This window comes from Cupriavidus sp. KK10 (assembly GCF_018223725.1).
Classification (GTDB): domain Bacteria; phylum Pseudomonadota; class Gammaproteobacteria; order Burkholderiales; family Burkholderiaceae; genus Cupriavidus; species Cupriavidus necator.
Genome location: NZ_CP073677.1, coordinates 2,417,716 through 2,434,327, shown reverse-complemented (window position 1 = coordinate 2,434,327; position 16,612 = coordinate 2,417,716). Strand labels below are relative to the sequence as shown.

Annotated in this window: 13 protein-coding genes; 7 read left to right on the top strand and 6 right to left on the bottom strand. The window is 65.0% G+C overall.

Going from position 1 to position 16,612, the window contains the following annotated elements:
- Nucleotides 1–20: 20 nt before the first annotated feature.
- From paaN to KB879_RS11670, 4 genes are all read left to right on the top strand, one after another.
- Nucleotides 21–1,685 carry a phenylacetic acid degradation protein PaaN gene (gene paaN / locus KB879_RS11685; protein ID WP_211981376.1) on the top strand — a complete coding sequence of 555 codons (1,665 nt, stop codon included), beginning with the start codon at nt 21–23 and terminating at the stop codon, nt 1,683–1,685.
- An 81-nt stretch (nt 1,686–1,766) separates the two neighbouring features.
- Nucleotides 1,767–3,116: a phenylacetate--CoA ligase PaaK gene (gene paaK / locus KB879_RS11680; RefSeq protein ID WP_211981374.1), complete on the top strand. Its 1,350-nt coding sequence runs from the start codon at nt 1,767–1,769 to the stop codon at nt 3,114–3,116.
- Nucleotides 3,117–3,369: 253 nt separating this feature from the next.
- Nucleotides 3,370–3,678 (top strand): DUF485 domain-containing protein, encoded by a 309-nt coding sequence (locus KB879_RS11675; RefSeq protein WP_153954022.1) that lies wholly within the window; start codon nt 3,370–3,372, stop codon nt 3,676–3,678.
- On the top strand, nt 3,675–5,339 hold the full coding sequence (locus KB879_RS11670; RefSeq protein WP_211981372.1) for a cation acetate symporter: 1,665 nt from the start codon (nt 3,675–3,677) through the stop codon (nt 5,337–5,339). The genes KB879_RS11675 and KB879_RS11670 overlap by 4 nt, the downstream gene beginning before the upstream one ends.
- Nucleotides 5,340–5,386: 47 nt before the next feature.
- On the opposite strand, the gene KB879_RS11665 is transcribed toward KB879_RS11670, so the two are convergent.
- Nucleotides 5,387–6,055, bottom strand: coding sequence for a DUF2076 family protein (locus KB879_RS11665; protein ID WP_211982180.1), 669 nt, complete (start codon nt 6,053–6,055; stop codon nt 5,387–5,389).
- A 123-nt stretch (nt 6,056–6,178) separates the two neighbouring features.
- Here KB879_RS11665 and KB879_RS11660 point away from each other — a divergent pair, with 123 nt between their 5' ends.
- Complete coding sequence (locus tag KB879_RS11660; RefSeq protein WP_249221286.1) at nt 6,179–6,364, top strand: Rid family hydrolase; 186 nt, start codon at nt 6,179–6,181, stop codon at nt 6,362–6,364.
- Nucleotides 6,365–6,402: 38 nt separating this feature from the next.
- Here the strand turns inward: KB879_RS11660 and KB879_RS11655 are convergent, their stop codons facing one another.
- The 5 genes from KB879_RS11655 to KB879_RS11635 form a co-directional block, all read right to left on the bottom strand.
- Nucleotides 6,403–7,764 (bottom strand): HAMP domain-containing sensor histidine kinase, encoded by a 1,362-nt coding sequence (locus KB879_RS11655; protein ID WP_211981370.1) that lies wholly within the window; start codon nt 7,762–7,764, stop codon nt 6,403–6,405.
- Nucleotides 7,757–8,437, bottom strand: coding sequence for a response regulator transcription factor (locus tag KB879_RS11650; RefSeq protein ID WP_114135028.1), 681 nt, complete (start codon nt 8,435–8,437; stop codon nt 7,757–7,759). Before KB879_RS11650 ends, KB879_RS11655 begins: the two co-directional genes overlap by 8 nt.
- A 104-nt stretch (nt 8,438–8,541) precedes the next feature.
- On the bottom strand, nt 8,542–9,999 hold the full coding sequence (locus KB879_RS11645; RefSeq protein ID WP_211981368.1) for an efflux transporter outer membrane subunit: 1,458 nt from the start codon (nt 9,997–9,999) through the stop codon (nt 8,542–8,544).
- 1 nt (nt 10,000) lies between these two features.
- On the bottom strand, nt 10,001–13,162 hold the full coding sequence (locus KB879_RS11640) for an efflux RND transporter permease subunit (protein WP_153954027.1): 3,162 nt from the start codon (nt 13,160–13,162) through the stop codon (nt 10,001–10,003).
- A gap of 14 nt (nt 13,163–13,176) precedes the next feature.
- Nucleotides 13,177–14,406 (bottom strand): efflux RND transporter periplasmic adaptor subunit, encoded by a 1,230-nt coding sequence (locus tag KB879_RS11635; RefSeq protein WP_211981366.1) that lies wholly within the window; start codon nt 14,404–14,406, stop codon nt 13,177–13,179.
- A gap of 368 nt (nt 14,407–14,774) precedes the next feature.
- Between KB879_RS11635 and KB879_RS11630 the strand changes: the two genes are divergently transcribed.
- Both KB879_RS11630 and KB879_RS11625 read left to right on the top strand, forming a co-directional pair.
- On the top strand, nt 14,775–15,719 hold the full coding sequence (locus tag KB879_RS11630) for a COG4280 domain-containing protein (protein ID WP_194946800.1): 945 nt from the start codon (nt 14,775–14,777) through the stop codon (nt 15,717–15,719).
- A gap of 229 nt (nt 15,720–15,948) precedes the next feature.
- The gene (locus KB879_RS11625; protein ID WP_153954029.1) at nt 15,949–16,458 is read left to right on the top strand and encodes a lecithin retinol acyltransferase family protein; all 510 of its coding nucleotides are present in this window, start codon (nt 15,949–15,951) and stop codon (nt 16,456–16,458) included.
- Nucleotides 16,459–16,612 lie beyond the last annotated feature (154 nt).

Below are 16,612 nucleotides of genomic sequence, written 5' to 3'. Positions count from 1 at the left end.
CTCTGCCCCCGGAGCAAGCCGTGTCCCATCTGTTTTTTGAACGCCACCAGGCGCTGCTGGAACAAGCCACCCAAGCCATTGCTGAGCGCGGCTACTGGAGCCCGTTCACCGAAATGCCGAGCCCCAGGGTCTACGGCGAAACCGCCAACGCTGACGGCAAGGCTGCGTTTGAGGCCCGCCTGAACCGCCCGTTCGCGCTGTCGCAGCCGGGCACCGTCGGCCAGGCGGGCAAGGAAGTCTCGCCCTACGGCGCGGAACTGGGCATCACCTATCCGAAGCCCGACCTCGACCAGCTCTTTGCCGGCGTGGCCGAAGGCATGCCGGCCTGGCGCAAGGCCGGGCCGGAAGCCTGGGTCGGCGTGTCGCTGGAAATCCTGCAGCGCCTGAACCGCCGCAGCTTCGAGATTGCCTACGCAGTGATGCACACCACCGGCCAGGCCTTCATGATGGCCTTCCAGGCCGGCGGCCCGCACGCGCAGGACCGCGGACTGGAAGCCGTTGCCTACGCCTGGGACGAGATGCGCCGCATCCCGAAGCAGGCGATCTGGGAGAAGCCGCAGGGCAAGAGCGAGCCGCTGCGCATGGAGAAGCGCTACAGCGTGGTGCCGCGCGGCGTGGGCCTGGTGATCGGCTGCTGCACCTTCCCGACCTGGAACGGCTATCCCGGCCTGTTCGCCAGCCTGGCGACCGGCAACGCGGTGGTGGTCAAGCCGCACCCGGGCGCGATCCTGCCGCTGGCGATCACCGTCGAGGTGGCGCGCGAGGTGCTGCAGGAAGCCGGCTTCGACCCCAACCTGGTCACGCTGGTGGCCAACGACCCGACCGAGCGCATGGCGTCCACGCTAGCGCTGCGCCCGGAAGTGCGCCTGATCGACTTCACCGGCAGCAGCGCCAATGGCGACTGGCTGGAGCGCAATGCGCACCAGGCCCAGGTCTATACCGAGAAGGCCGGCGTCAACCAGATCGTGATCGACTCCACCGGCGACTTCAAGGGCATGGTGCGCAATATCGCGTTCTCGCTGGCGCTGTACTCGGGCCAGATGTGCACGGCACCGCAGAACATCTATGTGCCGACGGACGGCATCGACACGCCGGAAGGGCACCTCAGCTTCGACCAGGTAGCCGCGGCGATCGGGGAGGGCGTGGTCAGGCTCACCAGCGATGCGGCCAAGGCGGTGGAGTTGCTGGGCGCGATCCAGAACGACGGGGTGGTGCAGCGCATCGAATCGTCGCGCGCACTGGGCGAAATCGTCGCCGACAGCCGCGTGCTGGAGCACCCGGAGTTTCCCGGCGCGCGCATCCGCACGCCGCTGGTGCTCAAGGTGGACGCCAGCGACGAGGGCAAGATCATGCAGGAGCTGTTCGGCCCGATCTCCTTCATCGTCGCCACCGACAACACCGCGCACAGCATCGCGCTGGCGCACCGCGGCGCGAAGGAACATGGCGCACTGACGTTGTCGGCCTATACCACCGATGCCGGCGTGAATGAGGCCATCCGCGATGCCGCCGAGGACGCGGGCGTGGCCCTGTCGCTGAACCTGACCGGGGGCGTGTTCGTCAACCAGTCGGCCGCGTTCAGCGACTTCCATGCCACCGGCGCCAACCCGGCAGCCAATGCCTCGCTGTCGGATGCGGCCTTCGTCGCCAACCGCTTCCGCGTGGTGCAGAGCCGTTCCCATATCTGATGTACTAGCAAGCAGTCGCAGTACCCGGCGCCGGCCCCCAAATACGTATGCGGCGCGATCATAACGATGATGGAGTAGACAATGGTTCAACGCATCCCCAACCCCAACGAGCTGGAGCCGATCGAGCGCGCCAGCCGCGACGAACTGCAGGCGCTGCAACTGGAACGGCTGAAATGGAGCGTGCGCCATGCCTACGACAACGTGCCGCATTACCGCAAGGCCTTCCATGCGGCCGGGGTGCATCCGGACGACCTGCAGTCGCTGTCAGACCTGTCGAAGTTTCCATTCCTGACCAAGCAGGACCTGCGCGACAACTATCCCTTCGGCATGTTCGCTGTGCCGCGCGAGAAGGTGGCGCGCGTGCATGCGTCGAGCGGCACCACGGGCAAGCCGACCGTGGTCGGCTATACCGCGAAGGATATCGATACCTGGGCCAGCGTGGTGGCGCGCTCCATCCGCGCCGCCGGCGGCCGCGCCGGCGACCTGGTCCATGTCAGCTATGGCTATGGCCTGTTCACGGGCGGCCTGGGTGCCCACTATGGCGCCGAAAAGGCAGGCTGTACGGTGATTCCCATGTCCGGTGGACAGACCGAGAAACAAGTGCAGCTGATCCGCGAGTTCGAGCCCAACATCATCATGGTGACGCCGTCGTACATGCTGAACCTGATCGAGGAGATGGAGCGCCAGGGTATGGACCCGTCGGAAAGCTCGCTCAAGGTCGGCATCTTCGGCGCCGAGCCGTGGACGGATGCGATGCGCGCCGAGATCGAGGCCCGCGCCGGCATCGACGCGGTGGACATCTACGGCCTGTCTGAAGTCATGGGGCCGGGGGTCGCATGCGAATGCATCGAGAGCAAGGACGGCCCGGTGATCTGGGAAGACCACTTCTACGCCGAGATCATCGACCCGGTGACCGGCGAGGTGCTGCCGGATGGCGAAGAGGGCGAACTGGTGTTCACGTCGCTCACCAAGGAAGCGCTGCCGGTGATCCGCTACCGCACGCGCGACCTGACGCGCCTGCTGCCGCCCACCTCGCGTGCGATGCGCCGCATCGGCAAGATCACCGGCCGCTCGGACGACATGCTGATCATCCGCGGAGTCAATGTGTTCCCGTCGCAGATCGAGGAGCTGATCCTGAAGACGCCGGCGCTGGCGCCGCAGTACCAGCTGGTGGTGACCCGCGACGGCCACCTGGACAAGCTGGAAGTTCGGGTCGAAGCGCGGCCCGGACCTTCGGCAGCCCTCTGTGCCGACGCCCGCGCGACGCTGGAGCGTGAGCTGAAGGACCAGATCAAGACCTACGTGGGCGTGACCACGCGCGTGCAGGTGGTGGATGCGGACGGCATCGAGCGCACCACGGTCGGCAAGGCACGGCGGGTGCTCGATATGCGGCCGAAGGTGACGCACGAGCAGCCGGTCGGGGCGATCTGAAGCACTGTTCTCTACCAACACCCGTGGCAAACGCTCCCCCCTCCCGCCTGCGGGAGAGGGGTGGGGGAGAGGGCAGGAGTATCCACGGAGTGTGGCGGCAACGTGCTTGCCACACGCCTGCCCTCTCCCCCGGCCCCTCTCCCGCGCGCGGGAGAGGGGAGCAAACCGCCGGCAGATTCATCCCCGCAGCAATTCATCCACCGATGGCGCCCACCCAGAGGCGCCGCGCCCCCCTGCGCCAAAGGAGACCACCATGGACGCGAGACAACTGGAAACCATCCAGAACCACCCCGATTTCATCCGGCTGACCAACGGGCGGACCCGCCTGGGCTGGTCGCTGACGCTGGTCATGCTGGCGATCTACTTCGGCTTTATCCTGCTGCTGGCGTTCTCGCCGACCACGCTCGGCACACCGCTGGGCGCGGGTGTGATGACCGTCGGCATTCCCCTCGGCGTCGCGGTGATCGTCTCGGCCGTGCTGCTGACCGGGATCTACGTGTACCGGGCCAACCGCGACCTGGACCCGCTCAACGAACGCGTGCGCAAGGAGTGCCAGGCATGAAGCCCGCCAACCGTTACCTGTGCGCGGCCCTGCTCGGGCTTGCCAGCATGGCCGCCTCGGCGGCACCCGCAATCCAGGGCGAAGCCGCGCCGCGGCCGCTGAACTGGAGCGCCATCGTGATGTTCATGCTGTTCGTGCTGTTCACGCTCGGCATTACCCGCTGGGCGGCGCGCCGCACGCGCTCGGCATCCGACTTCTATGCCGCCGGGGGTGGGCTGAGCGGCTTCCAGAACGGACTGGCAATTGCCGGCGACATGGTTTCCGCGGCCTCTTTCCTCGGCATCTCCGCGATGATGTTCGACAAGGGCTATGACGGCCTGATCTACGCGCTGGGCGTGGTGGCCGGCTGGCCGATCATCCTGTTCATCGTCGCCGAGCGGCTGCGCAACCTCGGCCGCTATACCTTCGCCGACGTGGTGTCATACCGGCTGGCGCAGAAGCCGGTGCGGATCACCGCCGCCTGCGGCACGCTGACGGTGGTGATCATGTACCTGGTGGCGCAGATGGTCGGCGCCGGCAAGCTGATCGAGCTGCTGTTCGGCACCAGCTATGAGTCCGCCGTGGTGATCGTCGGCCTGCTGATGGTGCTGTATGTGATGTTCGGCGGCATGCTGGCCACCACCTGGGTGCAGATCATCAAGGCCGCGCTGCTGCTTGGCGGCGTGACCTTCATGGCCGTGATGGTGCTGGCGTACTTCGGTTTCAGCCCGGAAGCCATGTTCGCCGGCGCGGCGAAGGTGCATGACAAGGGGCTGGCGATCCTGTCGCCGGGCGGGTTGGTGTCCAATCCCGTCGATGCGATCTCGCTGGGGGTAGGGATGATGTTCGGCACCGCGGGCCTGCCGCACATCCTGATGCGCTTCTTCACCGTGGCCGACGCCCGCGAGGCGCGCAAGTCCGTGCTCTATGCCACCGGCTTCATCGGCTACTTCTACGTGCTGATCCTGGTGGTGGGCTTCGGTGCGATCGTGATGGTGGGCGCGGACCCGGCCTACCGCGACGCCGCCGGCAAGATCATCGGCGGCAGCAATATGGTGGCGGTGCACCTGTCGCATGCGATCGGCGGCGATCTTTTCCTCGGCTTTATCTCGGCGGTGGCGTTCGCGACCATCCTGGCGGTGGTGGCGGGCCTGGCCCTGTCGGGCGCTTCGGCGGTCTCGCACGACCTGTACGCCAACGTGTTCCGCCGCGGGCAGGCCAACGAGAAGGACGAGATCCGGGTGTCCAAGGCGGCCACCCTGGTGATCGGCGTGCTGGCCATGGTGCTCGGCGTGATGTTCGAGAAGCAGAACATCGCCTTCCTGTCCGGCCTGGTGCTGGCGATCGCGGCCTCCGTCAACTTCCCGGTGCTGTTCCTGTCGATGTTCTGGAAAGGCCTGACCACTCGCGGCGCCGTGACCGGCAGCATGGCCGGCCTGGTGTCGGCGGTGGCGCTGCTGGTGCTGGGCCCGACGGTCTGGGTAGGCATCCTGCATCATGACAAGGCGATCTTCCCGTATGCCAACCCGGCGCTGTTCTCGATGACGCTGGCCTTCGCCAGCGCCTGGCTGGCGTCGGTGCTGGACCGCTCCACCCAGGCCAGCACCGAGCGCCAGCGATATGGTGCGCAGTTCGTGCGTGCGATGACCGGGATTGGCGCTGCCGGGGCGAGTCAGCATTGATCCTGGGGGGCAGGGCAGCCGCGTGCCACGCGGGCAGCGCGATGGCGCTAGATCACGGTCGAATCGTCGTCCAGGAAACCGTCGTCACTCAGGCCTGCATCGAGATTGCCACTATCCGATCCCCCATCGCGCGCAGCGACCGATGTCTGGTCATCGTTCCCGTAGTAGTTGTTGACGACGTTCGTTTCCGTTCCTGGCGTGTTCATGCCGGACGGCTCCAGGAACGCGTTCTTGCTGCTGTGGCCGAACAGGTTCTCGATACCCTGGAACAGGAAGGCACCGCCGGCCACGCCGGCAGCCGTGGTTGCGATGCTGCCCAGCGTGCCGCCGAGCCCGCCGCTCAGGAAGCCCGGCCGGGGCGGCTGCGCCGGGGGGATCTGCAACGCGGGTGACACTGACTGAGCGGGCGCAGGCACGGGCGTCGCGGCAGCAGGATTCGCACTGGCGCCCCACGCAATCTGCTGATCGATGAAGCTGCGGGAGCCGTTGGCCTGCGCAGCCTGCAACTGGTCCTGCAATGCAGCGATCTGCGCCTTTGCCATCGACAAGGCATGATCGAGCAGCATGGCCCGCTGGACCAGCAAATAGGCGGCGTCCGGCTGTATCGCGACCGCTTGGGCGATGAGCGCCTGCGCCTGCGGGTCCTTCGCGCTGGCGCGGGCCTGGGTCAATTGAGTCAGGAAGACTTCGAGTGCTTGCGAATCTTGGGGGGTCATGGCGTCTGTATCCGGTTGTTGGTGGTACAACCTCACTCTATGAGGAAAGACTTAAGGGAGACTTAAAGGGGAGGAGACATCGAAGGTGATGCTCGCTGCAAACGGCTTTGGGCCGCAGCCCGCGTGGATCTTGTCGAGCTGGTCAGCTATCACGTCGATGTCGACAAGCAGCTCCAGGTGTTCCGCGAAATCAAGGACCGCTACATCCGGGAAGACTCTCCCGCCTGGACCATCCTCGGCGTGGCCGCATTGGCCCCGCCGTCGCTCTTCGTCGAAATCAGGGCAGTGGCCGCGACACGCGCTGCGTGATCGGCAGGGGAGATCACGACCCTCCCCAAGTATGAACTCTAAGAAAAGAGGACCAGCGTTGCCCTCAACCCCGGGTGATTGTCGGTCAGCTCCAGGGCGCCGCCATGCAGCTTTGCAACGGCGGCCACGAGGCTGAGCCCCAATCCCACACCCGGTGTACTTCGACTTGCGTCGCCGCGGTAGAAGCGTTCGAGGACTTTGTGCTTCTCGTCATCGGGGATGCCCGGCCCATCGTCTGACACAGAGATGACGACCGCCCCGTCAGCGCGGCGTGACGCCTCGACTGTGATTGTCCCGCGCTGCTGGGCATACTTGAGCGCGTTGTCGATAAGATTCCCGACCGCCTGCGCCAGCAACAGGGGATCGCCAGCCAGCGGGAGCGGACCGGACGACGCGAAAGACAGGGCCACCCCCTGGAGTTCCGCCACGGGTTGATAGAATTCAGCGGCTTCGCCCGCCACGGCAGCGGCATCGACTTCGATGAAGCCAGAGCGGCGCATTCCGGAGTCAATCTCCGCCAGGCGCAGCAGCGCGTTGAAGATGCCCATGACGCGGTCGACGTCGGCAATGGCGCTGTCGATCTCGGCGAAGGTTTGTTCCGGGCGCGGCCGGGTCACCGACAATTCTTCCAGGCGGGAGCGCAACTCCGCCAGCGGTGTGCGCAGGTCATGCGCGATCGCATTGGACACGTTGCGGATGCCCTCGACCAGGTGCTCGATCTGGTCGAGCATGCGGTTCTGGGTCTCTACGAGCGTATTGAGCTCGCTTTCACCGCCGTAAGCCGGCAACCGGTGTGCGAGATTTCCCTGCATGATGGCAGCGGCTGCCTGGTTGATGTCGTGCACCTTCGAGAGCAGCGTGCGACGGACCAGTAGCCCACCCGCTACGCCTAGCAGCAAGACCATGCAGGCTGCGCCCGCCAGCGCGGACATGAACAGTGCTTCGAGCTTCTCAAAGCGGCTGACGTCCCGCCCCAATAACAGGTGATAGCCCCCGGGAAGTACCTTGTGGATCAGCACGGCCCTTACCACCCGCTCGCGTACACCGATTGATGCGGCGTGCATGCCAGTCGATGCGGGAACCTCGCGGGGCCATGCCGGCAAATTGCCGGCAAGCTTCGCCAGGGCCGGATCAGTGAACAGGATGATGGTGGTTTCGACGTCCTCAAGTTGCCCGCCGACCCGGGTTTCAATGGCCATGACCAGCGCATCGGCTCCGTGCCTGGCAAAGAGATTTTCCATATTCCGCGCATCGGCCTGTAGCATTTCGGTGCGACTTTGCTCGATGGTGTTGTGCCAGGCGTACAAGAGCGGTGTGGCAAACAGGGTGAGCACGACCAGGCTCACGGCAACATAGCCAAGCCCGACGTTCAGCGCTGAAAAGCGCAAGCGCTTAATCATCTGCTGTCAGCATATAGCCGGCGTTGCGAATGGTCCGCAGCAATTGCCGCCCGCTGCCGTCATCGATCTTCTGCCGCAGCTTGCTGACATGGACGTCGATGACATTGGTCTGTGGGTCGAAATGATAGTCCCACACGTTTTCCAGCAGCATGGTTCGCGTCACCACCTGGTTGGCGTGGCGCATCAGGTATTCGAGCAGCTTGAATTCACGCGGTTGGAGCGCGACGGCCTTGCCCGCCCGCGTTACCTTATGGGCAAGCAGGTCCATGGAGAGGTCGCCCAGCGTCAGCGTGGTCTCGGCCCGGCCCTCCTGCGAACGCCGCAGCAGTGCATCGAGGCGTGCCAGCAGCTCGCCAAAGGCAAAGGGCTTGACCAGGTAGTCGTCACCGCCGCTCTTGAGACCCCGGATGCGATCGTCCACATCCGAAAGGGCGCTCAGGATCAGGATAGGGACCTTGCTTCCGGTCCTGCGCAACGCCTCGATGATCGCCAGGCCGTCAATGCCGCCTGGCAACATCCGATCCATGATGATCGCATCATAAGGCTCGCTTGCAGCGAGGAACATGCCGTCGCGTCCGTTGTCGGCGTGATCCGCGGTGTGCCCCGCTTCGCTCAATCCCTTTTTGAGGAATTGGGCGACGCGCTCGTTGTCCTCGACGATCAGTAGTTTCATGATGAATCCGGTCCCCAGGCATGGCCTGATGAGATATTAGGCACAGTGTGTTCTGGTTGCCAGCCTCGCGGCGATCCGAAGGCCCATCCTCACGATTCCGGGAATTATGAGGCACTTGCCGCCTGCCGCGGCGCATCGCCAGTGCGCTGGATCCAGCCGCCGCCGAGCGAGCGGTACAGGTCGACCAGACTGGTCAGGCGGTTCAGGCGGGTCGTGACCAGTGCCTGCTGCGCGTTATACAAGTCGGTCTGTGCGGTCAGCACGCTCAGATAGCTGTCGGTGCCACTCGTGTAGAGCATGTTGGCCAGCGCCAGCCGGCGCTGCTGGGTATCGGTGTAGCGCTGCTGCGCCGCCAGCTGGTTGTCATAGGTGCCGCGCGCCGCCAGCCCGTCGGCAACCTCCCGGAACGCGGTCTGGACGGTCTTCTCGTATTGCGCGATGCCGATGTCCTTCTGGACCGTCGCGACATCCAGGTTGGCCTGGTTCGCGCCAGCGGTAAAGATCGGCATGACCAGGGAGGGGATGAAAGACCATGCGCTGGATCCGCCTGCAAACAAGCCACCGAGTGCCGCGCTGGCCGTGCCGAGGGTGCCTGTCAGCGAAATGCGCGGAAAGAAGGCCGCGCGCGCGGCGCCGATGTTCGCGTTCTCCGAGCGCAGGGTTGCCTCGGCCTGCAGGATGTCAGGACGGCGTTGCAGCAGATCCGAGGGCAGGCCGGCCGGAAGGTCGGTCAGGATCGGCTGGTCGCCGAGCCTGACGGGCGCAGGCAGGTCGGGCGGCATCGGCTGGCCGACCAGCAGCACCAGCGCATTCTCGGCCTGCGCGCGCAAGCGGACTTGGGCGGCGTAATTTGCCTGTGCCTGCTCGACCGTGGTCTCCGACAGGCGCAGGTCCAGTTCGGACGCGGTGCCTGTGTCGAACTGCAGTTTCACGATCTTGTAGGCTGCCTGCGCGGTCTCCAGGGTGCTCTGCGTCACCGCGAGTTGCTCGTCGTAAGCGAGCGTGGTGAGGTACTGGTCAGCGATCTCGGACACCAGCAGGATCTTGGCCGCCTGGCGCGCGTAGGCACTTGCCAGGTACTGCTCGAATGCTGCATCCGAGAGGCTTTGCAGGCGGCCAAAAAAGTCAATCTCCCAGGACGCTGAAAGACCCGCCGAATAGCTGTGGGAGGCGCCCGCGCCGGTGATGGAACCGCCGGGAGACGTGCTCTTGGCCGTAGCGCTCGCGCCGGCGTCCACCTGCGGATACAGTGCCGCATTCTGGATGCGGTACTGCGCCTGGACTTTCCTGACGTTCAGCGCCGCGATGCGCAAGTCGCGGTTGTTCTGCAGTGCGAGTTCGACCAGCCGCTGCAGGCGAGGATCGGCAAGAAAATCGCGCCAGCCGATCTCCGCGGCCGGCAGCGTGGCGCTGGCGGTCCCGGCTGAAGCGGTCTTGTAGGCCTCGCCCGCGGGAAAGGCGGCCGACACGGGTGCTGCTGGTCGCTGGTACACGGGCTGCAGCGAGCAACCGGCGGCAAGGGTCACGAGCAGTGCGCAGGCTGCGTATCGGTATCGCTTCATCTCAGTGTCCTCCGGCGCTTTGGTCAGCCGCGGCCATCGCGGATGCTGCCGGCTCGGCCGGCTTCTTTCTGCCAAGCCTGTTGCTGACCACGACATAGAACATCGGGATCAGGAAGGTGGCAACAAAGGTGGCGGTCAACATGCCGCCTATCACCCCGGTGCCGATGGCGTTCTGGCTGGCGGAGCCCGCGCCATTTGCCAGCGCCAGCGGCAGCACTCCAAGCATGAAGGCCATGGAGGTCATCACGATCGGCCGCATGCGCATATGTGCCGCTTCGATGGCCGCCTGGAGCGCCGTGAGGCCCTGGGCGTGACGCTCGCGCGCAAATTCGACGACAAGGATGGCGTTCTTTGCCGACAGGCCTATGGTGGTGAGCAGCCCGACCTGAAAGTAAACATCGTTGGACAGGCCCATCAATGACGTGGCACCGAGCGCGCCCAGGATGCCGAGCGGCACCACCATGATGACGGAGACCGGGATCGACCAGCTCTCATACAAGGCGGCAAGGCTCAGGAATACCACCAGGATCGACAAGCCGTACAGCAGGGGGGCCTGCGAGCTCGATTGCTGCTGCTCCAGTGAGGTGCCCGTCCACTCGAAGCCAATACCCGGGGGCAGTTGCTTGGCCAGCCGCTCCATCGCCAGCATTGCCTGTCCGGAGCTCTTGCCCGGTGCGGACTGGCCCTGGATCTCCATGGCTTCGACGCCGTTATAGCGCTGCAGGACGGGCGGGCCGTAGGTCCATGCGGACCTCGCGAAAGCGGAGAAGGGCACCATGCTGCCGCCGCTGTTGCGCACATAGAGCAGATTGATGTCGTCGGGATTCATGCGATAAGGCGCATCCGCCTGCACGTATACCTTCTTGATGCGTCCGTCGGTATCGAGGAAGTTGTTGACATAGCGCGAACCCCAGGCAGTCGAGAAGGTCTGGTCGACGTCGCTCAGGCTGACGCCGAGCGCGGCGGCTTTCTCGCGATCGATATTGACCTTGAAAGTCGGATTGTCCTGTTGCCCGTTGAAGCGCACCTGCGCAAGCTCCGGATCCTGTTTGGCCAGCGCGAGAAGCTGGTCGCGCGCCCTGGCCAGCGCCTCATGACCGAGCCCGCCGCGGTCCTCGAGCTCGAAGTCAAAGCCGGCGGCAACGCCCAGGCCGCGGATCGGCGGCGGGCTGACCGGGAAAATGACGGCATCCTTGTAGGCGGCATAGCGCTTGACGATGCGCTCGGACAGCGCCTTGGCGGTCAGGTCGGGACGGTTCCGCTGGCTCCAGTCCTTGAAGCGGACGAACAACTGGCCCTGGCTCTGACCGCGGCCGGCATTGTTGAAGCCATTGACCATGAAGGTGGCCTCGACCATCGCCGCTTCATCCTTCAGCAGGTAATTGCTGACCTCGTCGAGTACCGCACCGGTGCGCGCCTGCGTGGCGCCCGGCGGAGTCTGGACCTGCACGAACATAAAGCCCTGGTCCTCGTTCGGCAGGAACGATGTCGGCAGCTTGACAAACATGATGCCCACGGCAGCCACGATTGCCGCGTAGATGATCAGCCAGCGCCCGGAGCGGGCCGCGACGTGCCGCACCCCATGCACATACCTGTCCCGGCCCTTGTCGAAGGTGCGGTTGAACCAGCCAAAGAACCCTTTCTTCTCGCCATGGTCCTCGCGTGGCGGCTTCAGCAGCATGGCGCACAAGGCGGGCGTGAGCGAGAGCGCGACGAACACCGACAGCAGCATCGACGAAACGATCGTGAGCGAGAACTGGCGGTAGATCCCGCCGACGGTGCCGCTGGAGAACCCCACCGGCACGAACACCGCGCACAGCACCATCGCCACGCCGATCAGCGCACTGCTGATCTGGCTCATCGCCTTGCGGGTGGCCTCGAGCGGCGACAGTCCTTCCTCGTGCATCACGCGCTCGACGTTCTCGACCACCACGATGGCATCGTCCACCAGCAGGCCGATGGCCAGCACCAGGCCGAACATCGACAGCGTGTTGATGGTGAAGCCAAGCGCCGACATCACGCCGAAGGTGCCGAGCAAGACCACCGGCACCGTGATCGAGGGGATCAGCGTGGCGCGGATATTCTGCAGGAACAGGTACATCACCAGGAACACCAGGACGATGCCTTCCAGCAGGGTCTTGATCACTTCTTCGATCGAGATCTTGACGAAGGGCGTGACGTCGTTCGGGTAGACCACCTTCAGCCCATGCGGGAAATACGGTTCCAGCTCCTTGATGCGGGCGCGTATCGCGGCGGCGGTGACCAGCGCGTTGCCGCCCGGCGCGAGCTGGATGCCGATGCCGGAGGCGGGCTGGCCGCTGTACTTGTTGTCGACATTGAAGCTCTCCGCGCCGAGATTGATGCGCGCGACGTCACGCAACCTTACCTGCGAACCGTCGGGCAGCACCTTGAGCAATACCTTGCCGAAATCCTCGCTCGTGCGCAGCAGCGTCGCTTCAGTGATGGTTGCGCTCAGCTGCTGGTTCTGCACGGCCGGCGTTCCGCCGAGCTGGCCGCCGGAGATCTGCACGTTCTGGCTTTGCAGTGCCGCAGTGACGTCAGTCGGCGTGAGGGCGTAGCTATTGAGCTTGTTCGGGTCGAGCCAGATCCGCATCGCGTACTGCGTACCGAACACGTTCATGTTGCCGACGCCATTGATCCGGCTGATCGGATCCTGGACATTGGAGACCACGTAGTTGGCGATGTCGAACTTGTTCATGCTGTTGTCAGCCGACACGAAGCCGATCACCATCAGGAACGCGTTGGTGGATTTGGTGACGCGCACGCCCGACTGCTGCACCTGGGCCGGCAGCAATGGCACGGCGAGCTGCAGCTTGTTCTGCACCTGCACCTGGGCGATGTTCGGATCGGTGCCGCTGGCGAACGTGAGCGTCGTGGTCGACTGGCCGGTATCGTCGCTGGTCGAGGACATATAGAGCAGGTTGTCGATCCCGCTCATCTGCTGTTCGATCACCTGGACCACGGTGTTCTGCACGGTGGTCGCGGAAGCCCCGGGATACGTGGTGCTGATCTGGACCGAGGGCGGCGCCACGGGCGGAAACTGCTCGATCGGCAGGGACTGGATCGCCAGTCCTCCAGCCAGCATGATGAGCAGGGAGAGGACGATCGCGAAGATGGGGCGGTCGATGAAGAATCGTGCCATGTCAGGGTCCGCCCTTATCTTGCCTGCGCAAGCACAGGAGCCTGGCGCGTTGCAGACGCGCCGCCGGCATTCGCTTTGGCCGCGGCCTGCGCGGTCCGGGCTTGCGCGTCGACAGCCTGCACCAGCATCCCGGGTTGCACTTTCTGGCCGCCGGTCACGATGACCCGGTCGCCATCGCTCAGGCCGCCGGTGACAATCCATTTGTCGCCGGACGTGCTTTGTGCCTGGATCGTGCGTTGGACGACCTTGTTGTCAGGGCCGACAACCAGCGCGGTTGCCTGCCCCTGCGGGTTATGACCGACGGCCGGGACCGGCACCAGGAAGGCGTTGTCATTCACCCCTTGCTCGAGGCGGGCGCGCACGAACATGCCGGGAAGCAGGACATGGTCCGGATTCGGGAAGACCGCGCGCACTGTCACCGAGCCGGTGGCCGGATCGACCGTAATGCCGCTGAACTCGAGCTTGCCGGCCAGCGGATACTGCGTACCGTCCTCCAGCGTGAGCGTCACCCTGGCCTGGTCCAGGCCATGCAGCTTTACCTGTCCGCTGGCGACATCGCGCCGAAGCTGCAAGCCGGCGACACTTGCCTGGTTGAGGTCCACGTGGATCGGATCGATCTGCTGGATCGTGGTCAGCAGCGTTGCCGCGCTGCCTTGCACATAGGCGCCCTGGGTGACCTGCGAAATGCCGCTGCGGCCGGCAATCGGCGCCACCACGTCGGTATATCCCAGGTTGAGCCTTGCCATCTCGACGGCAGCCTTGGCGGCGGCAACATCGGCGGCGGCCTGCTTGCGGGCCGCGACGGCGTTGTCATAAGCCTGCTTGCTGATGGCGTTGCCGGCAACGAGGGTCTGGTAACGCTCGGCCTGCGCGGTCGTGGTGGCGAGATTCGCTTCTGCCTTCTGCAGTGCCGCCGATGCGCTGTCCAGGGCGGCGCGATACTGCGCCGGATCGATCTGGTACAGCGGTTGGTTGGCCTTGACGTCCGCGCCTTCCTGGAAGCTTCGCTTTTGCACGATGCCGTCAACACGGGCGCGGACCTGTGCAATGAGGTAGGCGGAGGTGCGGCCGGGGAGTTCCACCGAGACCGGGACGCTGGTCCGCCTGGCCGTGACTACCGTGACTTCCGGCGTCGCTGATTTTGGACTAGCCGGCTTTGCGGGACCGCAGCCCGCGAGCGCGAGGACTGCCAGCGTGACAGCCGCCAGGCAGGCACTGCGCCGAAGTGTGTTGTGTGAAGGCATCGAGGCTCCATCCCAGGAGTTTGTGAAGAGCGGGTGGTTGCACTCTGCACGATCGCGAATGAAGGCTGGGTTGGCGGTTCATTAACGATTGTTAATGTCCCGGAGGGAGCAAGAATGACAAATCCGTAATCGAATTGACATCTTTGCACGCCGCCGCACTGACTAGAATCCACGCCGTCGCACGCGCAGGACGGCGGCCGGAGCGCACCCCGGCGCAGCACCGCCGCAAAAAAAAGCGGCCTCCTTGTCTGGAATTGCTTCGCTGGAGCGCACCGAACGCGCCAGCGAGCGAACCCTGTCACCCTGAAGAACTGGAGCGGGACATGCCTGAATGGACTTCGGCAGGACCTTCGATACTTGCAGCATTCATGGCCTCGCTGGTCGAGTTCGTGGAGGCACTCACCATCGTGCTGGCGGTTGGCGCCGTGCGCGGCTGGCGCTCGGCGCTGCTGGGGACCGCAGCCTCGCTGGCCGCCCTGATGCTATTGGTGGCAGTCGCCGGCCCCGCGCTCGCCAGGATTCCGCTGCCGGTGGCCCAACTGGTCGTTGGCACGCTGTTGCTGCTGTTCGGCCTGCGCTGGTTGCGCAAGGCGGTGCTGCGGGCGGCGGGCATCTTGCCGCTGCACGATGAAGCTCAGGCGTTCAGCGCGCAAACCGAAGCCTTGCGCCGGCAAGCCGCAACATCCGGTCGGGCGATCGATGCGGTGGCATTCGCGACCGCCTTCAAGATCGTGATGCTCGAAGGGATCGAGGTGGTGTTCATCGTCATTGCGATTGGCGCGGGCGGCCGGATGATCATCCCCGCGTCCATTGGTGCCGGCCTGGCGTTGCTTGCGGTGATGGCGCTCGGCGTGTGGCTGCATCGGCCGCTGGCCAATGTTCCGGAGAATGCGCTCAAGTTCGGCGTCGGTGTCATGCTCGCGGCTTTCGGCACCTTCTGGGCAGGCGAGGGCATCGGCCTGTCGTGGCCGGGTGAAGACTGGGCAATCCTGGCACTGATCGGCGTTTTCGCCGTGGTTGCGCTGGCAATGGTTCATCTCTGTAAACGGCTGCGCAAGCCGGCCACGGCACTGTCAAGTGCAGCCGCCGGCGCGCGTCCGCCCGCTCGGGGCCGCCTGGCGATGGTGGCCGAGGAAGTGATGGGGCTTTTCGTCGATGACGGCTGGCTGGCCATCGGCGTGGTGGCCTGGGTGATGGCGTCGTGGGAGATGGGGGCCATGCATGCCGTCACTGCGGCCAGGGCGGGGCCGCTGTTCGCGGTCGGACTGACGGTGCTGCTGGCAGCCAGCGCGGTCCGGCGTGCGCGCGCCTGAGGAGCGGTCCCCGGCATCGCAAGCGCCCGAACCGTACAGCGAAGTCGACTGACGAGGGTCCGATTCAGCGCGCAACCAGGGCGCCGTTGATACTCCCTGGCCGATCCAGTAGCAAAACGCATGGCATAAACAAAAACTTATGAACAGTAGAAGAATGTTTAATTGTTATTAATGTGTTGCCGGACATAGGCTTTTCTCAAGTTCACCTGATCGCTTGGGCATTCCGAACATGGGCCAGCCAACCTCCAGCCAACGTCGCACCGCCAGCGCAGCCGTGGCACAGCGACGCCTCGATGCCGGCGCAGAACCGCCGCTCGGTGCCCATCTCGTCACCCCGCGGCGCGGCTACAGTCACCATGGCATCTATGTAGGCGACGGCAAAGTGGTGCATTACGCCGGACTTGCCGGGTCGCTGCGTCGCGGCCCCGTCGAGGAAATCAGCATCACGCATTTCGCTGCCGGATTCGAAGTCCTGATCGAACCAAGTGCTGATCCGGTCTACGTCAGGCATGAAGCCGTGCGGCGTGCACGCTCGCGGTTAGGGGAGAATCGCTACAGGCTGCTGACCAACAACTGCGAGCATTTCTGCGCCTGGTGCCTGTATGGGGAAAGCCGTAGCGAACAGGTGCTCGCGTGCCTCATCGACCCGCGCGCAGCCCTTCGGACCGCGTTATGCCTGTTCGCGGCATGCCTTGCGGCGGCATGGCCGATGCGGCGCACCGGAGCCTACGTGACCTGACCGGCCCCGGTTCTTCGTACAGCGCGGTCGCGGTAAGCCCGATGAACGATGCTCTGTATTTGACGGCGTTGTCGGCGCGCTCCGGCGACGATGCCATCCCTGGGCATCAGACGGCGGGCCAAACGATTACAGCCTTGTCATTCCGCGCACGGTG